At 72.3% G+C, this 26,162-nt stretch carries 21 protein-coding genes and 1 riboswitch; of the genes, 6 read left to right on the plus strand and 15 right to left on the minus strand.

All coding sequences use genetic code 11. From position 1 onward, the window contains the following. Window positions 1–46: 46 nt before the first annotated feature. From gatC to mnmA, 8 genes are all read right to left on the minus strand, one after another. The gene (gatC, locus tag K7862_RS28820; RefSeq protein ID WP_222967594.1) at window positions 47–343 is read right to left on the minus strand and encodes an Asp-tRNA(Asn)/Glu-tRNA(Gln) amidotransferase subunit GatC; all 297 of its coding nucleotides are present in this window, start codon (window positions 341–343) and stop codon (window positions 47–49) included. 134 nt (window positions 344–477) lie between these two features. Then, window positions 478–2,985 (minus strand): putative bifunctional diguanylate cyclase/phosphodiesterase, encoded by a 2,508-nt coding sequence (locus K7862_RS28825; protein ID WP_222967596.1) that lies wholly within the window; start codon window positions 2,983–2,985, stop codon window positions 478–480. Window positions 2,986–3,208: 223 nt separating this feature from the next. Further along, a complete protein-coding gene (ligA, locus tag K7862_RS28830) occupies window positions 3,209–5,425 on the minus strand; it encodes an NAD-dependent DNA ligase LigA (RefSeq protein WP_222967598.1) in 2,217 nt (738 codons plus the stop codon). Between the two features lie 14 nt (window positions 5,426–5,439). Then, on the minus strand, window positions 5,440–6,450 hold the full coding sequence (locus tag K7862_RS28835) for a methionine synthase (protein WP_222967600.1): 1,011 nt from the start codon (window positions 6,448–6,450) through the stop codon (window positions 5,440–5,442). Between the two features lie 57 nt (window positions 6,451–6,507). After that, window positions 6,508–7,722 carry a putative hexosyltransferase gene (locus tag K7862_RS28840; protein ID WP_222967602.1) on the minus strand — a complete coding sequence of 405 codons (1,215 nt, stop codon included), beginning with the start codon at window positions 7,720–7,722 and terminating at the stop codon, window positions 6,508–6,510. 205 nt (window positions 7,723–7,927) lie between these two features. After that, window positions 7,928–8,614 carry an SDR family oxidoreductase gene (locus K7862_RS28845; protein WP_222967651.1) on the minus strand — a complete coding sequence of 229 codons (687 nt, stop codon included), beginning with the start codon at window positions 8,612–8,614 and terminating at the stop codon, window positions 7,928–7,930. A 95-nt stretch (window positions 8,615–8,709) separates the two neighbouring features. Next, the gene (locus K7862_RS28850; protein WP_222967604.1) at window positions 8,710–9,240 is read right to left on the minus strand and encodes an LOG family protein; all 531 of its coding nucleotides are present in this window, start codon (window positions 9,238–9,240) and stop codon (window positions 8,710–8,712) included. Then, window positions 9,237–10,385, minus strand: coding sequence for a tRNA 2-thiouridine(34) synthase MnmA (mnmA, locus tag K7862_RS28855; RefSeq protein WP_308012238.1), 1,149 nt, complete (start codon window positions 10,383–10,385; stop codon window positions 9,237–9,239). Before mnmA ends, K7862_RS28850 begins: the two co-directional genes overlap by 4 nt. A 170-nt stretch (window positions 10,386–10,555) precedes the next feature. Between mnmA and K7862_RS28860 the strand changes: the two genes are divergently transcribed. Continuing rightward, window positions 10,556–11,416, plus strand: coding sequence for a thioesterase family protein (locus K7862_RS28860; RefSeq protein ID WP_222967607.1), 861 nt, complete (start codon window positions 10,556–10,558; stop codon window positions 11,414–11,416). Window positions 11,417–11,547: 131 nt separating this feature from the next. After that, the gene (locus K7862_RS28865) at window positions 11,548–12,714 is read left to right on the plus strand and encodes a cysteine desulfurase family protein (RefSeq protein WP_222967609.1); all 1,167 of its coding nucleotides are present in this window, start codon (window positions 11,548–11,550) and stop codon (window positions 12,712–12,714) included. 172 nt (window positions 12,715–12,886) lie between these two features. On the opposite strand, the gene K7862_RS28870 is transcribed toward K7862_RS28865, so the two are convergent. From K7862_RS28870 to K7862_RS28890, 5 genes are all read right to left on the minus strand, one after another. Next, window positions 12,887–13,933 carry an ABC transporter ATP-binding protein gene (locus K7862_RS28870; RefSeq protein WP_372461690.1) on the minus strand — a complete coding sequence of 349 codons (1,047 nt, stop codon included), beginning with the start codon at window positions 13,931–13,933 and terminating at the stop codon, window positions 12,887–12,889. Between the two features lie 17 nt (window positions 13,934–13,950). Further along, window positions 13,951–15,036, minus strand: coding sequence for an ABC transporter ATP-binding protein (locus K7862_RS28875; RefSeq protein ID WP_222967655.1), 1,086 nt, complete (start codon window positions 15,034–15,036; stop codon window positions 13,951–13,953). Window positions 15,037–15,269: 233 nt separating this feature from the next. Further along, window positions 15,270–16,280, minus strand: coding sequence for an ABC transporter permease (locus K7862_RS28880; protein ID WP_222967611.1), 1,011 nt, complete (start codon window positions 16,278–16,280; stop codon window positions 15,270–15,272). Between the two features lie 109 nt (window positions 16,281–16,389). Then, a complete protein-coding gene (locus tag K7862_RS28885; protein ID WP_222967613.1) occupies window positions 16,390–18,162 on the minus strand; it encodes an ABC transporter substrate-binding protein in 1,773 nt (590 codons plus the stop codon). A gap of 116 nt (window positions 18,163–18,278) precedes the next feature. Beyond that, window positions 18,279–19,277: an ABC transporter permease gene (locus K7862_RS28890; protein WP_222967615.1), complete on the minus strand. Its 999-nt coding sequence runs from the start codon at window positions 19,275–19,277 to the stop codon at window positions 18,279–18,281. 260 nt (window positions 19,278–19,537) lie between these two features. Between K7862_RS28890 and K7862_RS28895 the strand changes: the two genes are divergently transcribed. Then, window positions 19,538–21,070 (plus strand): DUF885 family protein, encoded by a 1,533-nt coding sequence (locus tag K7862_RS28895; protein ID WP_222967617.1) that lies wholly within the window; start codon window positions 19,538–19,540, stop codon window positions 21,068–21,070. A 58-nt stretch (window positions 21,071–21,128) separates the two neighbouring features. Here K7862_RS28895 and K7862_RS28900 read toward each other — a convergent pair whose 3' ends face one another. Both K7862_RS28900 and K7862_RS28905 read right to left on the minus strand, forming a co-directional pair. Continuing rightward, window positions 21,129–21,932 (minus strand): enhanced serine sensitivity protein SseB C-terminal domain-containing protein, encoded by an 804-nt coding sequence (locus K7862_RS28900; RefSeq protein ID WP_222967619.1) that lies wholly within the window; start codon window positions 21,930–21,932, stop codon window positions 21,129–21,131. A 120-nt stretch (window positions 21,933–22,052) separates the two neighbouring features. Further along, window positions 22,053–22,790, minus strand: coding sequence for an enhanced serine sensitivity protein SseB (locus K7862_RS28905; protein ID WP_222967621.1), 738 nt, complete (start codon window positions 22,788–22,790; stop codon window positions 22,053–22,055). Window positions 22,791–22,945: 155 nt separating this feature from the next. Further along, a riboswitch (glycine riboswitch) is annotated at window positions 22,946–23,043 on the plus strand. A 185-nt stretch (window positions 23,044–23,228) separates the two neighbouring features. On the opposite strand from K7862_RS28905, the gene gcvT reads away from it, so the two are divergent. The 3 genes from gcvT (at window position 23,229) to glyA (ending at window position 26,089) form a co-directional block, all read left to right on the plus strand. Beyond that, on the plus strand, window positions 23,229–24,368 hold the full coding sequence (gene gcvT, locus K7862_RS28910) for a glycine cleavage system aminomethyltransferase GcvT (protein ID WP_222967623.1): 1,140 nt from the start codon (window positions 23,229–23,231) through the stop codon (window positions 24,366–24,368). Between the two features lie 68 nt (window positions 24,369–24,436). Then, window positions 24,437–24,817, plus strand: coding sequence for a glycine cleavage system protein GcvH (gene gcvH, locus K7862_RS28915; RefSeq protein WP_222967625.1), 381 nt, complete (start codon window positions 24,437–24,439; stop codon window positions 24,815–24,817). Window positions 24,818–24,826: 9 nt separating this feature from the next. After that, entirely contained in the window at window positions 24,827–26,089 is a 1,263-nt protein-coding gene (gene glyA, locus K7862_RS28920) for a serine hydroxymethyltransferase (RefSeq protein WP_222967627.1), read from the plus strand. Window positions 26,090–26,162 lie beyond the last annotated feature (73 nt).

Here is a 26,162-nt window from a genome sequence, read left to right on the forward strand (position 1 = left end):
TGTCGTCAGCGGCCCGGCGGCCGCGCATGCGTCGCTCGGGGTCACGTCAGTCCTCCCCGAGGATCTGCGGCACCTTGAAGCGCTGCTGCTCCTGCGCGGGCGCGCCCGACAGCGCCTGCTGCGGGGTCAGCGACGGCCGGACGTCGTCCGGGCGCATGACGTTGGTCAGGGGCAGCGGGTGCGAGGTCGGCGGAACGTCCTCGCCGGCCACCTCGGATACGCGGGCTACGGCACCGATGATGTCGTCGAGCTGTCCGGCGAAGTGGTCCAGCTCTTCGCGGGAGAGCTCCAGTCGTGCCAGCCGGCCGAGGTGAGCGACCTCCTCGGGCGTGATGCCAGGCATGCAGCGGTCCTCTGGGGGTGAGATGTCGATTGTGGCCCCAATCCTACGGGCCCGGCCGTCGCGACCCGTACCGCATTACCCCCCGCACGCCCTCGGCGCGCGGGGGGTGACGCCTTCGGGGGCCGGCGACGTCCCTATGCCGTCCCCGTGCGGCCGGCGGGACCGCCGACGTCGGCCACGGAGGCGTGCTCGGGTTCGGGCTCCGCGGCGGACGGGGAGCCGCCGCCGGAGGCGGCCGGGGCCGACGCCTGGCCCGCGGCCGGGGCGGCGGATACGGACGCGGGGGCGGCAGGTCCGGTGGCCGGGGCCGTTGCGGGCGCGGCGGCCGCCGTGGACGCGGGGGCGGAGGCGGAGGCGGAGGCCGAGGCCGACGCGGACGCACCCGAGAGGCGGACGGCAGGGGCGTTGTCGGCCGGGCCGGCGCCCGCGCCGGGTCCCGTGGTCCCACCGGTACCGGACCCCCCACCCGGACTCGCGTCCGGGCCGGCGCCCGAACTCGCCGCCGTCAGGGCGGGCCGGGTGGCCCGGCCGCCGGGGCGCCAGCCGTCGTTGCGCCGGGACTGGAGCCACTTCGTGGCCTCCTCCGGAGGCATCGCGGCGGCGACCAGCCAGCCCTGGACGGCGTCGCAGCGCAGGTCCCGCAGCCGCTCCCAGGTCTCGTCGTCCTCCACGCCCTCGGCGACGACCATCAGTCCCAGGGAGTGGGCGAGGTCCACCGTGCAGCGGACGATCTCGGCGTCCTCAGGGTCCACGACCAGTCGGGCCACGAAGGACCGGTCGATCTTCAGTTCGCTGACCGGCAGCCGGCGCAGGTGGACCAGGGACGAGTAGCCGGTGCCGAAGTCGTCCAGCGACATCTTCACGCCGTGGCCGGTGAGCCCGTTGAGGGTCTCCGCGGCCCGCTGCGGGTCCTCCAGCAGGACGTGCTCGGTTATCTCCAGCTGGAGGCAGCCGGGCGGCACCCGGTGGTGGGCCAGCCGCGCGGCGACGGCACCGGCGAAGCCGGGGCTGTGGACGTCGCGCGGCGAGACGTTGACGGCGACCGGCACGTCCAGGCCCGCCTGCCGCCAGCGGGCGATCTGGGCCAGCGCGGTGTCCAGCACGTATTCGGTGAGCTGCGGCATCAGGCCGGACGTCTCGGCCATGGTGATGAACTCGTCGGGGTTGACCCGGCCGCGGTCGGGGTGCTCCCAGCGGACCAGCGCCTCCAGGCCGGCCACCTGGCCGTCGAACCGCACCTTGGGCTGGTAGTGGAGTTCCACCTCGCCGGCCTCCAGGGCCCGCCGCAGGTCACCGAGCAGTCCGAGCCGGTCGGGGGTGTTGCCGTCGCGGGTGACCTCGTACACCTCGACGCCGCTGCGGTCCCGCTTGGCCTGGTACATCGCCACGTCGGCCCGCCGCAGCAGCCCTTCGGCGTCCAGCGCGTGGTCGGGAAAGACCGCGACCCCGGCGCTGGCCTCCAGCACCAGGGTCAGGCCGTCGAGGCCGATCGGTGAGCCGAGGGCCGCGACCAGCGCCCGGGCGACCCGCTGGGCGCGGGTCGGCGAGTCGCAGGCCGGCAGCAGGACGGCGAACTCGTCCCCGCCGAGCCGCGCGGCCTCCGCACCGCGCGGCAGGGCGAGCCGGAGCCGGTCGGCGATCTGCAGCAGCAGCCGGTCGCCGGCCAGGTGGCCGAGGGTGTCGTTGACCGACCGGAACTTGTCCAGGTCGATGAGGATGAGCCCGACCCTGCCGCCCGCGCCGGATCCGGCGACGCCCGGCTCGGGGCGCTTGGCGCGCTCCTGGGCGACGTCGAGCGCGGACCAGGCTCGCTCCAGCAGCCACTGACGGTTCGGCAGGCCGGTCAGCGGGTCGCGCAACTGCTCCTCGGCGCGGGCGTGCGCGATCCACAGCGTGGAGTCGAGCGCGATCAGCGGCACCGAGAACAGCGGGAGCAGCGACGGCTTGTCGCAGGCCACGACGAGGATGAGCGGGGAGATGCCGAGCAGCGCCACCCCGACCATGCCCTGCCGGACCAGCGCGGTGCGGGCCACCGTGGGCAGGCCGCCGCTGCGTGGCGCGAACGCCCACCACAGCAGGGTGCGGGTCGCGGCCAGATAGGCCAGGCCGGTGACGCACACGGTCACCGCGGCGGACGCCGACCATCCCGTGGGCGCCCATGGGTGCTCGACCGAGGGGCGGGTGCCGAAGAGGGCCAGGGTCAGCGCACCGGCGCCGATGCCCAGGACGTCGATGGCGCCGTGCAGCAGCGCCTGCCGCCAGCGGTGACGGCGGGCGGCGCCGACCAGGACCACCACGGCGAGGCTGACCAGCACCGCCGGCACCCAGCCGAAGAGCATCAGCATCGCCAGGGTGAGCGCGGCGCCGGAACCGGTGCCGCCCCACCAGCGGTCGCGGCCCATGGCCACCAGATGGCCGACGATGATGCCGGTCAGGAACGCGAACGACCAGCCCACCGTGCCGCCGGGGAACAGCGCGTGACCGTCACTCAGCACCCGCGCCACACCGGCCAGCAGGGCGGCGCCGGCGACGACCGGGACGGCCCGCCGGGCGATCGGCCCGGGAGGGGCCGGGAGCACGGACGCCGCCACGGCGGGGCTCGTGGGCAGCGGCGCCGCTCGGGCGCTGTCCGTTGATTCCATGCCCGTCCCTCTCACAGCCCGTCGCGCAAGCAGGTCCTTCGCGCCGATACCCCGAGCGGTTCCCCGCTTCAGGTGTGCTGCAAGCTTGTTGCCGCGCTGGCGCGCCTTTCCACAGTAGGCCGCAAGGCGCCGGCGCGAGCACCGAACAGTTGCCATCGCCGAAGGCGACCTGGGCAGTCACCGTATTCCGAAATGGGCTGATCGGGTGACATCTTCGCCTTGTTCAGTCGGATTTCCCGTCGTCTTCCGCCGGATTCACCGCTGCTTGCTTCGCCGCGTCCGCTCCCTGTTCGAGCAGGACGGCGAATCCGTCCTCGTCGAGGACGGGAACCTTGAGTTGTACCGCCTTGTCGTACTTCGAACCGGGATTGTCGCCGACCACCACGAAGTCCGTTTTCTTCGAAACCGAGCCGGTGACTTTCGCCCCCCTGCTGCCCAGGGCCTCTTTCGCGCCGTCACGGGTGAAGGTGGCCAGCGTTCCGGTGACGACCACGGTGAGTCCCTCGAGTGGCCTCGGTCCTTCGTCCGAGCCCTCCTCGGTGAACCGCACGCCGGCCGCCCGCCACTTCTCGATGATCTCCCGGTGCCAGTCCTCGGCGAACCACTGCTTCACGGAGGCGGCGATGGTGGGCCCGACGCCGTCGACCGCGGCGAGCTCCTCCTCGGCGGCGTCCCTGATCCGGTCGAGGTCGCGGAACTCGCGGGCCAGCGCGTCGGCGGCGACCGGCCCGACGTGCCGGATGGACAGGCCGGTGATGATCCGGGCCAGCGGACGCTCCTTGGCGGCGGCGATGTTGTCGAGCATCGCCAGGGTGTTCTTCTTCGGCTCGCCCTTCTGGTTGGCGAAGAACGAGACGATCTTCGGCTCGCCGGTGGCCGCGTCGCGCTTGGGCAGGCCGGTGTCCTGGTCCAGCACGTAGGAGCGGATCGGCAGCAGCGTCTCGACGTCCAGGCCGAACAGGTCGCCCTCGTCCTTCAGCGGTGGCTCGGCGTCCAGCGGCTGGGTGAGCGCGGTGGCCGCGACGTACCCGAACGACTCGATGTCCAGGCAGCGGCGGCCCACCAGGTAGTAGAGCCGTTCGCGCAACTGGGCAGGGCAGAAGCGGGCGTTGGGGCACCGCAGATCGATGTCGCCCTCCTTCATCGGCTGCAGGGCGGTGCCGCAGTCCGGGCACTCGGCGGGCATCACGAACTCCCGCTCGCTGCCGTCCCGCAGGTCCACGACCGGGCCGAGGATCTCGGGGATGACGTCGCCGGCCTTGCGCAGCACGACGGTGTCGCCGATGAGGACGCCCTTCTTCTTGACGACGTCCTGGTTGTGCAGGGTGGCGAACTCCACCTCGGAGCCGGCCACCGTCACCGGCTCGACCACCGCGTAGGGGGTGACCCGGCCGGTGCGGCCGACGCCGACGCGGATGTCGACCAGCTTGGTGTTGACCTCCTCCGGCGCGTACTTCCAGGCGATGGCCCAGCGGGGCGCGCGCGAGGTGGAGCCGAGCCGGCCCTGCAGCGGGATCTCGTCGACCTTGACGACGACGCCGTCGATCTCGTGCTCGACGTCGTGCCGGTGGGCGCCGTAGTAGTCGATGAACTCCCGCACCTCGGCGAGGGAGTCGACCACCCGGTTGTGGCGGGCGGTGGGCAGGCCCCACTCGCGCAGCAGCTCGTAGGCGTGCGACTGGCAGTCGATGTCGAAGCCGCGGCGGGCGCCGATGCCGTGCACGACCATCCGCAGCGGGCGTCCCGCGGTCACCCGCGGGTCCTTCTGCCGCAGCGAACCGGCCGCCGCGTTGCGCGGGTTGGCGAAGGGCTTGTCGCCGGCCTCGACCAGCCGGGCGTTGAGCTCCTCGAACTTCTCGCCGGGGAAGTACACCTCGCCGCGGATCTCCACCAGCTCCGGCACGCGCTCGCCGGCCAGCCGCTCGGGGATGTCGGCGATGGTGCGCACGTTGGGCGTGATGTCCTCGCCGGTGCGGCCGTCCCCGCGGGTGGCGCCGCGGGTCAGCCGGCCGTTCTCGTACGTGAGGTTGACCGCGAGGCCGTCGACCTTGAGCTCGCACAGGAAGTGGTACGGGCTGCGGTCGTTGTCCGGCGCGCCCAGCTCGGCGGCGACGCGGTCCGCCCAGGTGGTCAGCTCCTCGTCGGTGAAGGCGTTGTCGAGGGAGAGCAGACGCTCGATGTGCTGGACGCTGGTGAACTCGGTCTCGTAGGCGCCGGCCACCTTCTGGGTGGGCGAGTCGGGGGTGCGCAGCGCGGGGTGGCGCTCCTCCAGCCCTTCCAGGGTGCGCAGCAGCTTGTCGAACTCGGCGTCGCTGACGACCGGGGCGTCCTTGACGTAGTAACGGAAGCGGTGCTCCTCGACCTGCTCGGACAGGCGGGCGTGCTGCTCTCGTGCCTCCGCGGGGATCTCCGCGGACGCTGCGTCCTCCAGGGCTGCCACGGTTCCGTCCTTCCTCACTCTGGGTTGTCGACGAGCGAGCGTGCCGCCTTCGCGCAGTGCACGAGTGCGGCACGGGCGTAGGCCGGCGAGGCCCCCGCCAGGCCGCACGACGGGGTCACGGCGACCGCGGACCCCAAGGCCCCCGGTGCCAGTCCCAGCCTGCGCCACAGCGCCCGAACACCACTGACGCTACCGGCAGGGTCTGACAACGGGGCGTCGGTGCCGGGCACGACACCGGCGAACAGCGCGGTGCCGGCCTCGGCCGCCTCACCGAAGGCGTCCCAGTCACGCTCGGTGAGCAGATCGAAGTCGAAGGAGATGCCCGCGGCCCCGGCCCGGCGCAGCAGGGCGAACGGCACCTCGGGCGCGCAGGAGTGGACGGTGACCGGGACGCCGGCCGCCGCCATCACGTCGCGCAGGGCGCCCTCGACCACGCCCCGGTCCACCGCGCGGTGGGTGCGGTAGCCGCTGGCGCTGCGGATCCGGCCCTGCAGGACGGCGGTCAGCGACGGCTCGTCGAGCTGCAGGACGGGACGGGCGCCGGGGACCCTCCGGCGGATGTCGGCCAGGTGGGCGGTCAGGCCCTCGGTGAGCGAGGCGGCCAGGTCACGGCAGGCGCCGGGGTCGGAGAGCGCGGCCTCGCCCCCGCGCAGTTCGACGGCGGCCGCGAGCGTCCACGGCCCGACCGCCTGGACCTTCAGCGGGCCCTCGTACCCCTGGGTGAACTCCTCCAGCGCGTCCAGGTCCTCGCCGAGCCAGGAGACCGCGCGCTTGGTGTCGCGTCCCGGCCGGTCCCCGAACCGCCAGCCGCTGGGCTCCACCCGGGCGTACAGCTCCACGAGCATCCCCAGGGTGCGGCCGATCATGTCGGCGCCGGGCCCGCGGGCGGGCAGCTCGGGCAGGAACGGCAGCGCCGCGACCGCCTCGACGGCCACGCGCGCCGCCTCGCGGGCGTCGCCGCCGGGCATCGACCCGATCCCGGTCGCGGCACCTTCGGGCAGGCTGAACTGGGTGTCGGTGGTCACGTTCGAAAGCGTAGTGGCTGGCGGGCCGCCCACCGCGCGCCGCCGGCGCCCGCCCGCTCACGGCGGCCCGTTCCAGATGAGGCACAGGTGGACGCCGTACACGGCGGAGGCCAGGGCCGCGGTCGTGAGGGCGTAGGCGACGGTCCTGCGGTGGGTGCGGGCCAGCACCCGGGCCAGCGGGATGAGCAGGGGGAAGGCCGGCAGCAGGAAGCGGGCCCGGGCGATGTAGACGCCCTTGCCGAGCGCGACCACGGCCAGCAGCGCCCCGCTGAACAGCAGCAGCGGAAACGCCTGGCGCTGGGCCACGCACAGCGCGAACAGCGCGAAGCACGCGAGGACGACCAGCGTGACGACGACGTACGCCACCGGGATGTCCGCGCCGCGCTGTCCGAGGAACACCCAGCGGATGCGCCGCAGCAGGTAGCCGCCCTTGCTGAGCTGGTTGCCCCAGGCCGCCTGCACCGCGAAGTAGCCGTCGGCGCGGTGCAGCCGGAAACCGACCCAGGCGACGAACGCCAGCCAGCCCGCCGGGGCGAGCACCACGGCGAGCCCCGGCCGCCAGGCCCGGCGCCACCAGGGGCCGCCCGCCCGCACCTCGCCGAGCACCGCCAGCGCGGCGACCGCGGACACCGCCGCGGCCAGCGCGATGCCGGTGGGCCGGGTGAGCCCGGCGAGGGCGGCGAACATCCCCGCGCGCACCCAGTGCCGGCAGAGCGCGGCGTACAGGGCCGCGGCGCACAGCGCGGTGAACAGCGACTCGGTGTACGCCATGCTCTCCACGACGGCGTGCGGCAGGCAGCCCCAGAGCACCGCCAGGATGATCCCGGTCCTGCGCTTGTACAGCCGGTCGCCGATGAGGAAGATCAGCCAGGCCGCGGCGAAGGAGGCGGCCATCGACACCGCCCACGCGGACCTGGCCGGGCCGGTGGGCAGCACGGCGTCGGCGATCCGGCACAGCCAGGGGTAGAGGGGGAAGAACGCCAGGTTGCTCCACGCGTGCCAGGTGTGCGCCGCGCCGAGGACGGTGTGGTCGTAGCCGTGCTCGGCGACGTCGAGGTACCAGCGGGAGTCCCAGGACCCGTAGAGGACGGTGCCCGGCGACCGGTCCCGCCGCTTGGCGAGGTAGTACAGCAGCGCGATGCCCAGGAACCGGGCGGCGCCGTAGCCGAGCAGGGCGGGGGCGGCGTGCCGCAGGGCGGCCTCGGCACGGTTGCGCAGGTCCCGGTGGGCGCCGGTCGGGGCGCTGCGGGATTCCGCGGCGGCTGAGGCCATGGTCGGTCCGCTCCCTCGGATCGGGTGGGGCGCGGACGACCCTACGATCCGGGGGCGGGCAAACCATCACCAAACAGGCGCATTGGTCCGACAAGCGCCAGAGAAGTACACGGTCGGGTGACGGGCCTCCGCCGTACGCCAGTTGGCCCTCTCCCCCAGCGTCCACGCGCCGGCTCCCCCGCCGTCCGACGGCGGGACGGGCCGGTCAGACCAGGCCGGGACGCACCGTCAGATCGGTGACCTCGGCGTCGCGCGGCAGGTCGATCGCGGTGAGCACGGCCGTGGCCACCGACTCGGGGTCGATCCAGCGGGTGGCGTCGTAGCTCTTGCCCTCCTGCTGGTGGACCTTGGCCTGCATGGGCGTGGCGGTGCGGCCCGGGTAGACGGTGGTGACCCGGACGCCGTTCGCGTGCTCCTCGGCCCGCAGCGAGTCCGCCAGGGCCTTCAGGCCGTGCTTGCTGGCCGCGTAGGCGGACCACTCGGCGCTCGCGGAGAGCCCGGCGCCGGAGTTGGCGAACAGCACGTGACCGCGCGACAGGCGCAGTTGGGGCAGCAGCAGCCGGGTGAGCTCCGCCGGGCCGACCAGGTTGGCGGCCAGCGTCTCCAGCCAGATCTTCGGGGTGAGGTCGCCGACCGGGCCCAGTTCCACCACGCCCGCGATGTGCAGCAGGGTGTCCAGCCGGTCCGGCGGCGCCTGGTGGCCCAGCGCCCAGGACAGGCGGCCCGGTTCGCCGAGGTCGCCGACCAGGGTCTTCGCGCCGGGGTGGGCGGCGGCCAGCTCACGCGCCCGGCCGGCGTCCCGGGCGAGCAGCCAGACCTCGTCGCCGCGGTCCAGCAGGCGGCGGGCGACGGCCGCGCCGATGCCCGAACCGCCGCCGGTCACGAGGTGGATGCGGGGCTCGGGGCGGGCTGCCGCCGTGGACGCCGAGGACGCCGAGGACGCCGACGACGCCGGGGACGCTGACGACGGGGTGGCCCCGGGGGTGCTCACACCTGCTCCTGGAGGTACGCGAGGGCGGCGGCGCCGTCGTCGGCGAAGTGCACGAGGTCGGCCAGCGGCAGCGGCAGGAAGCCCTCGGACTCCATCCGCCGGAACTGCTGCTCCAGGCCGTCGTAGAAGCCGGCGCTGTTCAGGACGACCACCGGCTTGGTGTGCATCCCGTGCTTCTTCAGCTCCAGGATCTCGGTCGCCTCGTCCAGGGTGCCGGTGCCGCCGACCATGACCACGATCGCGTCGGAGCGCAACAGGAGTTCGGCCTTGCGGTGGGCGAGGTCGCGGGCGACGATCATCTCGTCGGCGTCCGTGCGCGCGACGCCCTGCAGGAACTCCACGGAGACGCCGACGAGCCGGCCGCCGGACGCCTGCACGGCGTCGGCGACGACCTTCATCAGGCCGGACTCCGAACCGCCCCACACCAGGCTGTGACCGCCTTCGCCGATCAGCCGCCCGAACTCCTTGGCGGGGACGGTGTACTGCTCGCCGAGATCGGCGGCGGACAGGAACACGCCGATGTTCATACGGTCACCGGGGGCTTCTCCTCGAGGTGGCTGGTGGTGGTGGCGATCGTCGCGGAACCGACGACGCGGCTGCCGTCGTAGAGCACGACGGCCTGGCCGGGCGCGACTCCGCGCACCGGCTCGGCGAAGGACACCCGGAGCTCCTCGCCGCTGAGTTCGGCGGTGACCGGGACGTCGTCGCCGTGGGCGCGCAGCTGCGCGGTGTACGCGGCGGCGCCGGTGGGCGGGGTGCCGCACCAGCGGGGGCGGATCGCGGTGAGCGCGGTGACGTCGAGCGCCTCGGCGGGGCCGACGGTCACGGTGTTGTTCACCGGTGAGATGTCGAGCACGTAGCGGGGCTTGCCGTCGTCGGCGGGGACGCCGAGCCGCAGGCCCTTGCGCTGGCCGACGGTGAAGCCGTAGGCGCCGGTGTGGGTGCCGACGCGGGTGCCGTCCCGGTCGACGATGTCGCCCTCGGCGGTGCCGAGGCGGCGGGCAAGGAAGCCCTGGGTGTCGCCGTCGGCGATGAAGCAGATGTCGTGGCTGTCGGGCTTGCGGGCGACCGCCAGGCCGCGGCGCTCGGCCTCGGCGCGGATCTCGTCCTTGGTGGTGCGGGTGTCGCCCAGCGGGAACAGCGCGTGCGCGAGCTGGCGCTCGTCCAGCACGCCGAGCACATAGCTCTGGTCCTTGGCCATGTCGCTGGCCCGGTGCAGCTCGCGGCCGCCGTCGGGACGCTCCACGACGGTGGCGTAGTGGCCGGTGCACACCGCGTCGAAGCCGAGGGCGAGCGCCTTGTCCAGCAGCGCGGCGAACTTGATCTTCTCGTTGCAGCGCAGGCAGGGGTTGGGCGTGCGGCCGGCCGCGTACTCGGCGACGAAGTCCTCGACGACGTCCTGCCGGAAGCGGTCGGCCAGGTCCCACACGTAGAAGGGGATGCCGATGACGTCGGCGGCTCGGCGGGCGTCGCGGGAGTCCTCGACGGTGCAGCAGCCGCGGGCTCCGGTGCGGAAGCTCTGCGGGTTCGCGGAGAGGGCGAGGTGGACGCCGGTCACGTCGTGCCCGGCCTCGACGGCCCGGGCGGCGGCGACCGCGGAGTCCACGCCGCCGCTCATCGCGGCGAGCACCCGCAGCCGCTTGCCGGGGGCGCTCTGAGGGGTCTCGTTCACCTGTCCAGGGTAACGGGAGGGGCCGCGGGCCCTTTCGCCCCGCACCTTTCCCGGGCCTTCTCCCTGTCGTCGCCCGGATCCCGCGGGAACCGGGAAGACTGAGCGGGCGCTTAGTGTTGTGCTCTCCGAGGCTGGACAACTGATGACTACTGACGGGTAACCTAGCGACCATGGCAACTGCAGCGGCCCGCGCGGCCATCGGCGACAGCGAGTTCGACCGGGACACGGCGGTCGTGCCCAGGGCGGACGAGCCCGGGACGTACGACATCGACCTGTCGGCCGGCTGGACGATCATCGCGGCGGTCAACGGCGGCTACCTGCTGGCCGTGCTGGGACGGGCGCTGCGCGACGCGCTGCCGCACCCCGACCCGCTGACCATCACCGCCCACTACCTGACCGCCTCCCAGCCGGGACCCGCGGTGATCAGGACGCAGACGCTCCGCGCCGGGCGGACCATGTCCACCGGCCAGGCCTCGCTCTACCAGACCGACGAGCAGGGCCGCGAGGTCGAGCGGATCCGGGTCATCGCCGGATACGGCGACCTGTCCGCGCTGCCGGACGACGTGCGCACCTCGGCCACCCCGCCGGCGATGCCCTCCTACGCGGACTGCGTCAGCTCCGACGACGCCCCCGACGACGGCCCGGTCACCGGCTCGACCGCCATCCTGGAGCGGCTCGACCTGCGGCTCGACCCGGCCACCGCGGGCTGGGCGATCGGCATGCCGTCCGGCGCCGGTGACATGCGCGGCTGGCTGGGGCTGGCCGACGGCCGGGACCACGACCCGCTCTCGCTGCTGCTCGCCGTCGACGCCCTGCCGCCCACCGCGTTCGACCTCGGCCTGAAGGGCTGGACGCCCACGCTCGAACTGACCGTGCACCTGCGTGCCGTGCCCGCGCCCGGGCCGCTGCGGGTGGCGCTCACCACACGCAACCTGGCCGGTGGCCTGCTGGAGGAGGACGCCGAGGTCTGGGACAGCGCGGACCGGCTCGTCGCCCAGGCCCGGCAGCTGGCCCGGGCGCCGCGCGGCTGAGACCGGCACCCGCAGGCGGGCCGCCCGCGGCCGGTCGCGGCAGGGGGCGTGAGCGGGGCCGCGGAAGTCGCCCCGCGCGCGCTCCCCGGGCGGACCGCGGGTCCGGCGGACCCCCGTAGAATCGCTGCATCATGGCCTACTTCGACCACGCCGCCACCACGCCCATGCTCCCGGAGGCGGTCCAGGCGATGACCGCGCACCTCACGGTGACCGGCAACGCGTCCTCGCTGCACGCGGCGGGTCGGCAGGCCCGGCGGACCGTCGAGGAGTCCCGCGAGGCACTGGCCGCGGCGCTCGGCGCCCGCCCGAGCGAGATCGTCTTCACCGGCGGCGGCACCGAGTCCGACAACCTCGCCGTCAAGGGCCTGTTCTGGGAGCGCCGGGCCGCCGACCCCCGCCGGGTCCGGGTGCTGGCCAGCCCGGTCGAGCACCACGCGGTGCTCGACGCGGTGTACTGGCTGGCCGACCACGAGGGCGCGGTCGTCGAGTGGCTGCCGGTCGACGAACTCGGGCGGGTCCGCCCCGAGACCCTGCGCGCGGCCCTCGAACGGAATCCGGACGACGTCGCCCTGGTCACCGTGATGTGGGCCAACAACGAGGTCGGCACGATCATGCCGGTCCGCGAACTGGCCGCTGTGGCCTCCGAGTTCGGGGTGCCGATGCACTCGGACGCGGTGCAGGCGCTCGGGCAGACCGAGGTACGGTTCGCGGACAGCGGGCTGGACGCGATGACCGTGACCGGGCACAAGATCGGCGGGCCGTACGGCGTCGGGGCGCTGGTGCTGCGGCGCGAGGACACCCCGGTGCCGCTGCTGCACGGCGGCGGCCAGGAGCGGAGCCGGTCCGGCACCCTCGACGTGCCGGCCATCGCCGCGTTCGCCGTGGCGGGCACGCTGGCCGCCGAGCGGCGGGCGGACTTCGTCCGCGAGGTGGGCGCGCTCCGCGACGAGCTGGTGCGGGGCGTCCTGGCGGCGGTGCCGGACGCGGTCCTCAACGGCGACGCCTCGCCCGAGGGGCGGCTGGCGGCCAACGCGCACTTCACGTTCCCCGGGTGCGAGGGGGACGCGCTGCTGTTGCTGCTCGACGCCCAGGGCATCGCGTGCTCGACCGGCTCCGCCTGCACCGCGGGAGTGGCCCAGCCCAGCCATGTGCTGCTCGCGATGGGGCAGCCCGCGGAGGCCGCACGGGCCACCCTCCGCTTCTCCCTCGGCCACACCTCCACCGCGGACGACGTGGCCGCCCTGGTCGCGGCCATCGGCCCCGCCGTCGTCCGCGCCCGCACCGCCGGCCAAACCTGAGGGGTCACCCTGCGGTCGGCTCCACCCCCTTGAGTGCGGCCGCCCCTCGCCGGAGTGCGGCACCCCACAGGGCCGCGGGGTCCCCCGCGCCCCTGATGGTTGCCCTTCGCCCGAACAGGGCGAACCCCGGCTCGCGCGGGGCGAACCGGGGTTCAGAGGGTGAGGGTGCGGGCTAGCCCGCCGCAGGCGCGTTCTCGGGGTGGTGGCAGGCCACCTGGTGTCCGGTCGCCAGCGCCGCCAACGGCGGCTCCTGCGTCTTGCACACCTCCGTCGCCTTCCAGCACCGGGTGTGGAACCGGCACCCCGCCGGCGGCGAGATCGGCGACGGCACGTCACCGTTCAGCAGAATCCGCTCACGCTGCTGCTTGCGCTTGGGGTCCGGCACCGGCACCGCCGACAGCAGCGCGTTGGTGTACGGGTGGAACGGCGAGCCGTACAGGTCCTCGCGGTCGGCGATCTCCACGATCTTGCCGAGGTACATCACCGCGATCCGGTCGGACACGTGCCGGATCACCGACAGGTCGTGCGCGATGATCACGTAGGTGAGGCCGAGCTCGTCCTGCAGGTCGTCCAGCAGATTGACGACCTGCGCCTGGATCGAGACGTCGAGCGCGGAGACCGGCTCGTCGGCGACCACCAGCTTGGGCTTGAGGGCCAGCGCGCGGGCGATGCCGATGCGCTGCCGCTGACCGCCGGAGAACTCGTGCGGGTAGCGGTTGTAGTGCTCGGGACTGAGGCCCACCAGTTCCAGGAGGTTCTGCACCTCCCGCTTCACACCGCCCTCGGTCTGCACCTTCTGCAGGCGGAAGGGCGCACCGACGATGGTGCCGATGGTGTGCCGCGGGTTCAGCGACGAGTACGGGTCCTGGAAGATCATCTGCACGTCGCGGCGCATCGGGCGCATCGCCCCGACGCCGAGGTGCGAGATGTCCCGGCCCTCGAACTCGATGGTGCCGCCGGTCGGTTCGAGCAGCCGGGTGATCAGCCGGCCCATGGTGGACTTGCCGCAGCCCGACTCGCCGACGACACCGAGGGTCTCGCCCGCGCCGACCTCGAAGTCGATGCCGTCGACGGCCTGCACGGCCCCGACCTGACGGCGCAGCACACCCTTGGTGATCGGGAAGTGCTTCACCAGTCCGGTGACCTTCAGCAGCGTCTCCCGGTCCCGTACCGGGGACGCGCCCTTCTCCAGAGAGGTGTTCGCCGACGGTGCAGTCACGGCTTCGTCCTGGCCCTTCACAGCTTCGGTTCTATCTCTTCGGTCCAGATCCGGTTCCGCTCGGCCTGGGCCAGATGGCACGCGGCGAGGTGGCCGGGGGCCGTCTCACGCAGCTCGGGGACGACGGACTCGGAGGACCCGCCGGTCAGCGACGCGTACGGGCAGCGCGGGTGGAAGGCGCAGCCGGACGGCACGTTGATCAGGCTGGGCGGGCTGCCCTTGACCGGGTTGAGACGGTCGGTGCGCTCGCGGTCCAGGCGCGGCATCGAGCCGAGCAGTCCCCAGGCGTAGGGGTGCTGCGGCTTGGTGAACACCCGCTCGGCGCTGCCGCGTTCGACGACCCGGCCGGCGTACATCACCAGCAGGTCGTCGGCGACCTCGGCGACCACCCCGAGGTCGTGGGTGATCATGATGACCGCGGAGCCGAACTCCTTCTGCAGGTCCCGGATGAGGTCCAGGATCTGCGCCTGCACGGTCACGTCGAGCGCGGTGGTCGGCTCGTCCGCGATCAGCAGCTCCGGGTTGTTGACGAGCGCCATCGCGATCATCGCGCGCTGCCGCATGCCGCCGGAGAACTGGTGCGGGTAGTCGTGGAACCGCTTGCGCGGCTCGGGGATGCCGACGCGGTCGAGCATCTCCATGGCCCGCTCGGAGGCGACCTTCCTGCTGACCTTGTGGTGCACCCGGTAGGCCTCGACGATCTGCGCGCCGACCTTGTAGTACGGGTGCATCGCGGACAGCGGGTCCTGGAAGATCATGGCCATCTTGCGGCCGCGGAGCCGGCGGACCCGGTCCGCGCTGGCGCCGACCAGTTCCTCGCCGTCCAGCCAGACCTCGCCCTTGATCCGGGCGCGGGCGGTGCGGTGCAGGCCCATGATGCCCAGCGACGTCACGGACTTGCCGGAGCCGGACTCGCCGACGATGCCGAGGGTGCGGCCGCGCTCCAGGTCGAAGCTGATGCCGTCCACCGACTTGACCAGGCCGTCGTCGGTCTGGAAGTGGATGTGCAGGTCGCGCACCGACAGGTACGAGCCGTTCGCCGGCCCGGACGCGACCGGCTCCCCGACCGCCGCGGTGGGCGCGGGCTCGGTCACCTTCTCCAGGGAGGCCTTGGCGGGAGCCTCGGCCGCGGGCTCGCTCTCGGGCGCCGCCTCGGTCTCGGTCTCAGCCGCGGCCTCGGTCTCGGTCTCAGCCGCGGTCTCAGTCTCGGCCTCGGCGGCAGACGCGGCCTCGCTCTCGGGCGCCGCCTCGTCGGCGGGGCCCTTCTGCTCCGGCACGGAGGCCGCTTGTTCGTCAGCGTCCTTCTTCAGCGCCTTGCCGCTGCTGTTGTCGGTGCTCACGAGTACCTCACGCGGGGGTCGATGGCGGCGTACAGCAGGTCCACCACAAGATTGCAGACGACGATGAAGGTGGCGGCCACGATGGTCACGCCCATCACGATCGGCAGGTCGTTGCCGGTGATGCCCTCAACGGCGTACTCGCCGACTCCCTTGAAGGAGAAGACGCTCTCTGTCAGGACGGCTCCGCCGATCAGCAGCCCGAAGTCCATACCGAAGATGGTGAGGATCGGGGAGAGTGCCGCGCGGAGGCCGTGCTTTCCGACCACCACGCGCTCGGGCAGACCCTTGGCGCGTGCGGTGCGGATGTAGTCCTCACCCATGGTCTCCAGCATTCCGGCTCTGGTGAGCCGGGCGTAGAGAGCCGAGTAGAGGAAGGCCAGACTCACCCAGGGCAGGATGAGGTTCCACGCCCATTCCCCGGGGTTGTCGGTGAAGGCCACGTACTGGACGTTGTCCCAGATGACCCACTTGTAGGAGAAGAGGCCGAGCAGGACGAGTCCGGTGAAGAAGATCGGCAGCGAGACGCCGGCCAGGGCGACGCCCATGGACAGCCGGTCGAAGATCGAACCCCGCTTCAGCGCCGACAGGACGCCGATGGCCACGCCGGACACCACCCAGATCACGGCCGCGCCGATCGCCAGCGAGAACGTGATCGGGATGCGGGACTTGATCTGCGGCCACACCTCGATGTGGTTCTTGAAGGAGTAGCCGAAGCACGGGCGGTGGCAGTAGGCCGCATCGGGGCCGAACTTGTAGTGCGCGCCCATGACGATGGCCTTGATGAAGTGCCAGTACTGCTCGTAGAGCGGCAGGTCGAGGCCCAGGTTCCTCTTGACGGCGGCGATGGACTCCGGGTTGGCGTCCTTGCCGACATACTGCGTGGCCAGCTGTGTGGTGGTCTGCCCGCCCAGCTTCGGCACCCAGAAGAAAATCAAGAAGGTGACCGCGCTGACGACCAGCACCAGGAATATCGCGGCGATCACGCGTCGAATGATGTACGCAGTCACAGCGGATCGGCGCCGGGCCGCCGGTCCGGGTGGTCATCCCACCCGGACCGGCGAGCCCGAAGCCTTCACCTGCCTTCCGGTGTTCGGGTTCGTTCGGTGCTCGCTCGTCCTACTTCGAGGAGCTGAGCAACAGGTAGTCGTACATGCCCAGGTAGGCCTGAGTGACGGTGACGTTGGTCGCGTTCTCCGGGCGGTAGAGCAGGTTCTTGCGGTAGATCAGCGGCACCACGGTGGCGGTGTCGACGACCATCTTGTCGATGTCGCCCCACGCCTTGGTGCGGGCCGCGGCGTCGGTGTTGGCGATCGCGGCCGCCAGGGCGGCGTTGATGTTCTTGTCGTTGAGCTCCTGGAGGTTGTTGCCGCCGGAGGGCTTGATGGCGCTGCCGTCGACGATCTGGTCCAGGAAGCCGTAGCCGGTCGGCCAGTCGGCGCCCCACGCGGTGAGCATCAGGCCGAGCTGGTGGCTGTGCACGTAGCTCGGGACACCGGCGAAGTTCGAGAAGTACTTGCCGGCCGGGAAGCTCTTGATGTTGGCGGTGATGCCGACCTGCTTGAGCGAGTTCTGGATCGCGGTCGCCTCGGCCATCTCGGCGGGGCGGTCGCTGCGCGCGGTCAGGTTGGTGGTGAAACCGCTCGGCTTGCCACAGGCCGTGAGCGCCGCCTTGGCCTTGGTCACGTCGCCCTTGTTGTCGGGCGTCGCGAACTCGTCGAACTTGGTGTAGCCGTTGACGGTCGGCGGGAGCAGCGTGGTGGCCACGTCACCCTTGACCGGACCGCCGATGGCGGTCTGCACCGAGACCTTGTCGATCGCGTACTCGATCGCCTTGCGGCAGTCGGCGTTGTTGTACGGCGCGACGTTCGGGTTGATCGCCAGGTACGAGGTGGCACCGGCGTACGTGTCGTCGGTGTTCTTCGAGTACTTGGGACCGATGACCTTGGCCTGGGTGTTCGACTGGACACCCGTGCCGCCGGAGTCGACGGTGTCGTTGCCGGCGATCAGGTTGTTGTCGATCGTGTTGGCGTTGACCTTGAACTTGATCTTGATCTCGTTCGGCAGCGCCTTGCGGATCGGGTCGCTGGCCTGCGACCACTGCGGGTTGCGGACCAGGTCCGCGCCCACGTTGTCCTCGTACGAGGCGAACTTGTACGGGCCGGACGACACGATGTGCTTCACGTAGTCGGCGCCGGTGTCCTTGCTCTGCGGCACGGGGGCCGTCTGCGAGAAGGTCGCCAGGTAGTCGAAGTCCGCGAACGGCTTCGCCAGGTGGAAGACGATCGTGGTGTCGTTCGGGGTCTCGATGGACGCGATGCCGTTCGGGCTCTTGTCCTTGTAGGGACCCTTGTACGCGTCACCGCCGGCCAGGTACGCCTTGAAGTACGTCGGGCCGTTGGACAGGGCCTCGGGCGCGAAGTTGCTGCGCTCGATGCCGTACTTGATGTCCTTGGTGGTGATCGGCGTGCCGTCCTCGTACTTCAGGCCGGGACGGATGGTGTACGTCCAGGTCTTCGCGTCGGGGCTGGACTTGCCCAGGCCCGTGGCGAGGTCGGGAACGACGGTGAGGCCGTCCTTGCCGGCGGCCGGCTTGAAGGTCAGCAGCGTACGCGCGTAGAGGCGCGAGAAGTTCTGCACCCAGCCGTAGTACGTGTTGCCCGGGTCCAGGGAGTCCGGCACGTCGGAGTTCTCCATGACGACCGTGCCCCCCTTCTTGTCCGAGGGGTTCACGATGCCGGTCAGCGCGGCGTCCTTGGCGGCGGCCGCGCCCTGGGAGTTGCCGCCCTTGCTGCCACCGTTGTCGGACTTGGAGTTGCTACTGCACGCGGATGCTCCCAGGGCGAGTGCCGTGGCGAGCGCCAGCGCCGCTGTCGCCTTTCTGCTGTTCATGCCGAGGAAAGCCTCCTGTTTCGATGAATGTCCGGTGTGCCGGGCGCGGGGGACCGCGCCCGGAGGGTCACCGGGCCGGGTCTGTGCAGTGGAACGACTGTGGTCTGGGGCGAACATCACTTGCTGCGCGGGTCGAGTGCGTCGCGCAGCCCGTCACCCAGCAGGTTGAACGCGAGCACGGTGATGAAGATCGCCAGGCCGGGGACGATCATGAACTCCGGGTCGGCGTAGAACAGGTCGATGGCCGAGTTGAGCATGCCGCCCCACGACGCCTGGGGCGGCGCGATGCCGACGCCCAGGAAGCTCAGCGCGGCCTCGAAGAGGATGTTGGTCGGGATCACCAGGGTCGAGTAGACCAGGATCGGCGCGACCAGGTTGGGCAGCAGCTCCTTGAACAGGATGTACGGTCCGCGGGCGCCCAGGCTGCGTGCGGCCTCGACGAACTCGCGCTCGCGCAGGCTCAGCGTCTGGCCGCGCACGATCCGGCCCATGTAGGGCCAGTTGAAGAAGCCGATCACGAAGATCAGCACGCTGATCCGCAGGGGGAGGCCGCTCAGCCCGAACGCGCCGTCCTGCAGCGACGCCGAGATCGAGATGGCGAAGAGCAGCAGCGGGAAGGCCAGGAAGGTGTCCATGGCGCGGCTGATAACGCTGTCGACCCAGCCGCCGTAGTACCCGGCGATCAGGCCCATCACCGCGCCGATCACCACGGACAGCACGGTGGCGCCGGTGGCGACCAGCATCGACACCCACGAGCCCTCGATGATGCGGGCGAGCAGGTCACGGCCGTACTGCGGGTCCACACCGAGCGGGTGGGACAGGCTCATTCCGCCGAAGGCGCCCTTGGGCGTCGTCGTCGACGGGTCGATCAGGTCCTGGTGGAAGGCGTTGGGATCGAGGCCGAAGACGCTCTCGATCGGCTTGGCCAGGATCGCGAGCAGCACCAGCAGGATGACCACGACGCCACCGGCGACCGCCACCTTGTCGCGCCTGAAACGCATCCACGCGATCTGACCGAGGGAACGCCCCTCGATCGTCTTGCGATCCGCCCCGGCGAGGATGGCCTCGGGCTGCGCCTCGGCCTGCGCCTGGGTGGTCTCGATAGGTGCGGTCATGGTGTAACTGACCCCTCTCGCCGGCGGGTAACCGGCGCGCGCCCGCCGCTGTAGCGGCTTTACTCGTCAGTGGTGCTGCGGTGCGGAATAGCTGTTCTGAAGGACATTCAGGATCACGGAGAAACGACACGCGACCCGTTGCGCTGGATTCTTCTGTGCGCCGGCGATCACCCGCCAGCCCTCACCGAGAAGGGATGCGCAACTGTGATGTGGTGATTCTTAGTCCGTTACCCGCCCGTACCTCGGGGTACCGTCAGCCCGTGGACGAGCGGCTGCGCGCGGTGTGCGACCTGATGATGCCCCAGGCCCGGGAGATGGCGGGCCTGCACGAGTACGACGGAAGGGTCCAGGACCTGTCCCCGAGCGGGATACGTGCGGCGCTGTCGCGGCTGGAGGAGGCCGGGCGGTCCGCCGGCCCCCTGGACGACGCGCACGACGAGGCCCACCTGGCGGTTTTCGAGCAGTCGGTGCGGGTCCAGTACGGCGATCTCGAACTGCACCGGCGTGATCCGTATCCGCATCTGTCGAATCTGGAACTCGCCTGCTACGACCGGGAGTACGCCTCGCGCAAGGAGCGCGCCGCGGCCCGGCGCAAGCACCTGGCGCAGTGGCCGGAGGCGATCGAGGCGTCGCTGGAGTCCCTCGACCGGGTGAGCGCGCCGGTCGCCGAGGCCCTGCTCGGCACCGCGTACGGGCTGGCCGTCGGGCTCGACGCCCAGCAGGGCCGGGTCGAGGAGGAGGCGCTGCGGGCGCACGCCCGGCTGGTGGCCCGGCTGGAGGCGGCCGCGCAGGACGGCGACCCCGACCCGCGGCTGGGCGGCGCGGCGCTGGCCGCGCTGATGGGGGCGCAGGAAGGCCTGCGGGTCGATCTCGGCGCGCTGGCGGACGAGGCGGCACGGGAACGGGACCGGCTGACCGAGCTGCTGACCGGCGCGTGCGCGGCCTACGACCCGAACCGCACGGTCGACGAGCTGATCCCGGTGCTGCTGGCCGACCACCCGGACGCGGACGAGGTCATCGCCGAGGCGGCCCGGCTCACCGACGAGGTCATCGACTTCACCCGGGACCACGGCCTGGCGCCCTATGTCGACGGCGAGTGCCTGGTGGGGCCGGCGCCGCCGTCCCGCCGCTGGTCGATGGCGATGATGGCGTGGGCGGCGCCGGCCGAGAAGGGCTCGGTGCCGTCCTGGTACCACGTGACCCCACCCGAGCCGGAGTGGCCGCGGGCGGAGCAGGAGGAGTGGCTCACCGTCTTCAGCCGGACGAGCCTGCCGTCGATCACCGTCCACGAGGTGGCCCCCGGCCATTTCGCCCACGGACGGGCGCTGCGCCGGACCCGCGGGCCGGTGCGCCGGGTGCTGCACAGCCTGGCCTTCGCCGAGGGCTGGGCGCACTACGTGGAGGAGGTCTGCTTCGAGGAGGGCTTCCGGGGCCGTGACCCGCGGTTCGCGATCGGCGTCGCCCTGGAGGCGCTGGTCCGGGTGACCCGGCTGACGTGCGCGATCGGGCTGCACACCGGGGCGATGGATCTGGAGGAGGCGGCCCGGCTGTTCGTGCGGGACGCACATCTGGCGCGGACCAGCGCGCTCGCCGAGGCGCGGCGCGGAACCTTCGACGCGGGCTACGGCCGGTACACCTGGGGCAAGCTGGAGATCATGCGGCTGCGGGAGCGCGCCCGGCGCAGGTGGGGCCGGGAGTTCTCCCTCCCCCGCTTCCACCGGGCCCTGCTGTCCCTGGGCAGTCCGCCGCTCGGCCTGCTCGCCGACGCACTGGACCTGCCGGCCTTCCGCTGACGGCCGTCGTGGTGGTCGGCCCGGGCCGCGGTGGCCGCCCGTCCGCCCTGACGCGACGTCAGCGGGCGGGCCCCCAGGCGGGTCCGGCCGCATAGGCGTCGCGGTCGAAGAAGGCGGCGGCGTGCACCCGCATCCACAGCGCCACCGGGTCGAAGGTGTCGCCCATGGCCACGGTGGACACGGCGAGCCCGTCCGGCAGTCCGCCGACCGACTGCTGCATCATCATCCGCACGCCCTCGACGGACTGCGGCACACCGTCGTACACCTCGACGCCGACCGCCAGGTACGGCTCGCCGACGGCCGGCTGGACCCAGGCGCGGCGCAGCGACCGGACGGCCGGGGTGCGGTGCGCGGCCTGCACCAGCAGCGAGTAGAACTGCGGGATCTGCAGGGACGGTTCAGCGATCTGCAGGGGCCCGGCCGGCAGCACGTCCAGGCCCACGGCGATCCGCCGCAGGTCCGGCCAGGGCACCCCGACGCCGCCGCCCGAGGCGTGCGGATTGAGCCACAGCCCGCAGCGGTCGGGGTAGAGGGTGAGCGCGACGTCCCGCCCGGAGACCACCTCGTGGTCCCGGGTCCAGCCGCTGGCGGCCAGCTCGCGCGGCGAGGTGAAGCAGGGCGCGTAGGTGTGCCCGCCGACCTCCATGCTGCCGTACTGCGCGTCCGGGGAGCCCGGGGTGCCGTGCCACAGCAGCATCCACACCTGGCCGCCGGCGAGTGACGCGAGCAGGTTCTCGTATGCGTCGAAGCGGCCGGGGGCCACCTGGAGCAGCATCTGCTCCACATGGCCGGCCGCCGCAGCGCCGCCTTGCGCGCCCGCGATCACGTGGGACCGCCCCTTCTCGTCGTCCGTTCCCGCCATCAAATCAGGTCGAGTGTTCCCGGTGGAACGCCCGACGACTCAAGCCGAGCCGTCTATAGGTCGTCTATATGTCGCCTGAACAACGTGTATACGCAGTCGCGCGGCCACGCTCCGCTACGGTCACTCGCGGGTGAAGAAGGGCCGGACGGACTCCAGCATCCAGTCCGCGACCGGGTCCTGGGCGATGTCCAGCAGGATCAGGTGGACCGGCACGGTCAGCGGCGCGGCGCCCAGCGCCCGGCCGAGGGCGTCCATGGCCGCGGCTCGGTCGCCCTCCTGCCAGGCGTCCAGCTCCACGCCCACGAAGAGCGACGGCGGCTCGTCCTCGACCGCGGCCAGGGCGCGCCGGGCGGTGAGCACCACCGGGGTGACCGCGAACTCGCCGGCCGCGGCGGCGAGGAAGTCGATCGGGTCGTCGTCGTGGTCCGGCTCCCAGAGCCGGACCCGGCCGCCGGAGGCGGGGTTGTCGCCGCGTTCGGGCCGGCACAGCTCGGCGACGGCGGCGGGCGGCACCGGCACCCCGACGGCTCCGCCGGGGTTGACGGCGATGCCGACCGTGGGCGGCAGGCCGCGGGCGAACTCGTGGACCGGCGCGACGGTGCAGGACATGCCCTCGGCCGCCTGCCGGAACTGCTGCTCGGAGCTGAACACCGGCACGTAGACGGCGCCGCCGAGTTCGACGGTGGGCAGGTCGAGGCCGTCCGCGCCGGGGTGGCCGCCGTTGGGCAGCGGAACCCACACCTGGGAGCGGCCGAGGACCTCCAGCAGCCGGGGCCCGGCGCCGGGGTTGCCGACGCTGGCGGTCAGCACCTCTTCCAGCTCGTTGGCCGGCCATATGTACGGTGCCGGAGTCTCCATGTCGCCGTCGTCCACCCTTGTCCGCCGATGTGCCGGTGCGGCACTCGCCCGCCGCCCGGGAAATCTTAGGGCCTGGCAGGGACTACGGGGCCGGAGGCGGGCATGCGTCACACGGGCGTGCAATGATGGCCACCACAACTTGCATACCGGCCGTTGGAGGCCGCGCGGGAGAGTTCCGACCCTGTCCGGGGCCGGGCGCCGAAGGAGCAAGTCCTCCCTTGAATCTCTCAGGCACAGATACCGCGCGGGCGAGGCAGATCTGAAAAGCGGAGGGGCCGTAGGGCTCCTCTCACCCAAGGTGCAAGCCGGGGTCCCCCGACGATGATCGGGGGTTCACGGTGAACCTCTCAGGTTCCGATGACAGATGGGGAGGCCGCAGTGGCCTCGTCCTCCGTGCATCCGTCCTGTTCACCGTCCTCACCTGGGAGCCCGTTTCCGATGAGCGAATCCCCGAGCCAGCCCGCGGGCGCGCCGCGCCGTACCGCGCTGGACGCGCTGCACCGCGCGCTCGGCGCCACCATGACCGACTTCGCCGGCTGGGACATGCCGCTGCGGTACGCCAGCGAGCGCGAGGAGCACCAGGCGGTTCGCACCCGGGCCGGCCTGTTCGACCTGTCCCACATGGGTGAGATCGCCGTGACCGGCCCGCAGGCCGGGGAGCTGCTGGACTTCGCGCTGGTCGGCCACCTCTCGGCGCTGGCCGTGGGCCGGGCCCGCTACACCATGATCTGCGCGGCCGACGGCGGCATCCTGGACGACCTGATCGTGTACCGGCTCGGCGAGCAGGAGTTCATGATCGTCGCCAACGCCTCGAACGCCCAGATCGTGCTGGACGCGGTGACCGAGCGCGCCGCGGGCTTCGACGCGGCGGTCCGCGACGACCGCGACGCGTACGCGCTGCTCGCCGTCCAGGGCCCGGAGTCCCCCGGCATCCTGAAGTCCCTGACCGACGCGGACCTGGACGGGCTGAAGTACTACGCCGGGCTGCCCGGCACGGTCGCCGGGGTCCCGGCGCTGATCGCCCGCACCGGCTACACCGGCGAGGACGGCTTCGAGCTGTTCGTCGCGCCGGCCGACGCCGAGGCGCTGTGGCAGGCGCTGACCGAGGCAGGCCGGGCCGCGGGGCTGGTGCCGTGCGGTCTGTCCTGCCGGGACACCCTGCGCCTGGAGGCCGGCATGCCGCTGTACGGGCACGAGCTGACCACCGCGCTGACCCCCTTCGACGCCGGTCTCGGCCGTGTGGTGAAGTTCGACAAGCCGGGCGACTTCGTCGGCCGCCAGGCGCTGACGGTGGCGGCCGAGAAGGCCGCGGCGACCCCGCCGCGCAAGCTCGTCGGCCTGGTGGCCCAGGGCCGCCGGGTGCCCCGGGCCGGCTACCCGGTCACCGACGGCTCGGGCGCGGTGATCGGCGAGGTCACCTCCGGTGCCCCCTCGCCCACGCTCGGTGTGCCCGTCGCGATGGCCTACGTGGACGCCGCGCACGCCGCGCCGGGCACGGCCGGGGTCGCGGTGGACATCCGCGGCGCCCAGGAGCCGCACGAGGTCGTGGCCCTGCCGTTCTACAAGCGCGAGCGCTGAGACTCCTCTTACCTCCTCCGTCCTCGCGCCGCGTGCGAGGACCGCCAACCATCCGGGAGAATTCCGACATGAGCATCAACCCTGAGCAGCTGCGTTACAGCAAGGAGCACGAGTGGGTCTCGGCCCCCGCGGACGGGGTCGCCACCGTGGGCATCACGTCGCACGCCGCGGACGCGCTCGGCGACGTCGTCTTCGTCCAGCTCCCCGAGGCCGGTTCGACCGTCACGGCGGGTGAGACCTGCGGCGAGCTGGAGTCCACCAAGTCCGTCAGCGACCTGTACTCGCCGGTGACCGGTGAGGTCACGGAGGTCAACCAGGACGTGGTCGACGACCCGTCCCTGGTCAACTCCGCGCCGTTCGCGGGCGGCTGGCTGTTCAAGGTCCGCGAGTCCGAGGAGGCGGCGGACCTGCTGACCTCGGCCGAGTACGACGCGTTCGTCGCGGGCTGAGGGCGCACGATGTCGCTGCTGAACCAGTCCCTGCACGAGTTCGACCCGGACGTCGCCGCCGCGGTCGACGCCGAGCTGCACCGCCAGCAGTCCACGCTGGAGATGATCGCGTCGGAGAACTTCGCTCCGGTCGCCGTCCTCGAGGCGCAGGGCTCGGTCCTGACCAACAAGTACGCCGAGGGCTACCCCGGCCGCCGCTACTACGGCGGCTGCGAGCACGTCGACGTCATCGAGCAGCTCGCCATCGACCGGGTCAAGGAGCTGTTCGGCGCCGAGGCGGCGAACGTCCAGCCGCACTCGGGCGCGCAGGCCAACGCCGCCGCGATGTTCGCCCTGCTCAAGCCGGGTGACACCATCCTGGGCCTGGACCTCGCGCACGGCGGGCACCTGACCCACGGCATGCGGATCAACTTCTCGGGCAAGCTCTACAAGGTCGCCGCCTACCACGTGGACGAGCAGACCAGCCTCGTCGACATGGCCGAGGTGGAGAAGCTCGCCAAGGAGCACCGGCCGCAGCTGATCATCGCCGGCTGGTCGGCGTACCCGCGGCAGCTCGACTTCGCCGAGTTCCGGCGGATCGCCGACGAGGTCGGGGCGTACCTGATGGTCGACATGGCGCACTTCGCGGGTCTGGTCGCGGCCGGGCTGCACCCGTCCCCGGTGCCGTACGCGGACGTGGTCACCACCACGACCCACAAGACGCTGGGCGGCCCGCGCGGCGGTGTGATCCTCTCCCGGGCCGACCTGGCCAAGAAGATCAACTCCGCGGTCTTCCCCGGCCAGCAGGGCGGTCCGCTGGAGCACGTGATCGCGGCCAAGGCGGTGGCGTTCAAGGCCGCGGCCACGGACGAGTTCAAGGACCGCCAGTCCCGTACCCTGGAGGGCGCGAAGATCCTCGCCGACCGGCTGGTCCAGCCGGACCTGGCGGAGACCGGCGTGGCGGTGCTGTCCGGCGGCACGGACGTGCACCTCGTCCTGGTCGACCTGCGCAACTCCGCGCTGGACGGTCAGCAGGCCGAGGACCGGCTGCACGAGGTCGGCATCACCGTCAACCGCAACGCCGTCCCGAACGACCCGCGGCCGCCGATGGTCACCTCGGGTCTGCGGATCGGCACGCCGGCCCTGGCGACCCGCGGTTTCGGCGCGGAGGACTTCCGCGAGGTGGCCGACATCATCGCGCAGGCGCTGAAGCCCGACTACGCGGCCGACAAGGCCGCCGCCCTGCGCGACCGGGTCTCCGCGCTGGCCGCGAAGTACCCGCTGTACGCGTAAGCCCGACCGGGGGCGCGCCCGCGAGGGCGCGCCCCCGACCCCAGGGGGGACAACGGCGTCCCCCCGTCAGACA

The sequence above is a fragment of the Actinacidiphila acidipaludis genome, assembly GCF_019890725.1.
Taxonomy (GTDB): domain Bacteria; phylum Actinomycetota; class Actinomycetes; order Streptomycetales; family Streptomycetaceae; genus Actinacidiphila; species Actinacidiphila acidipaludis.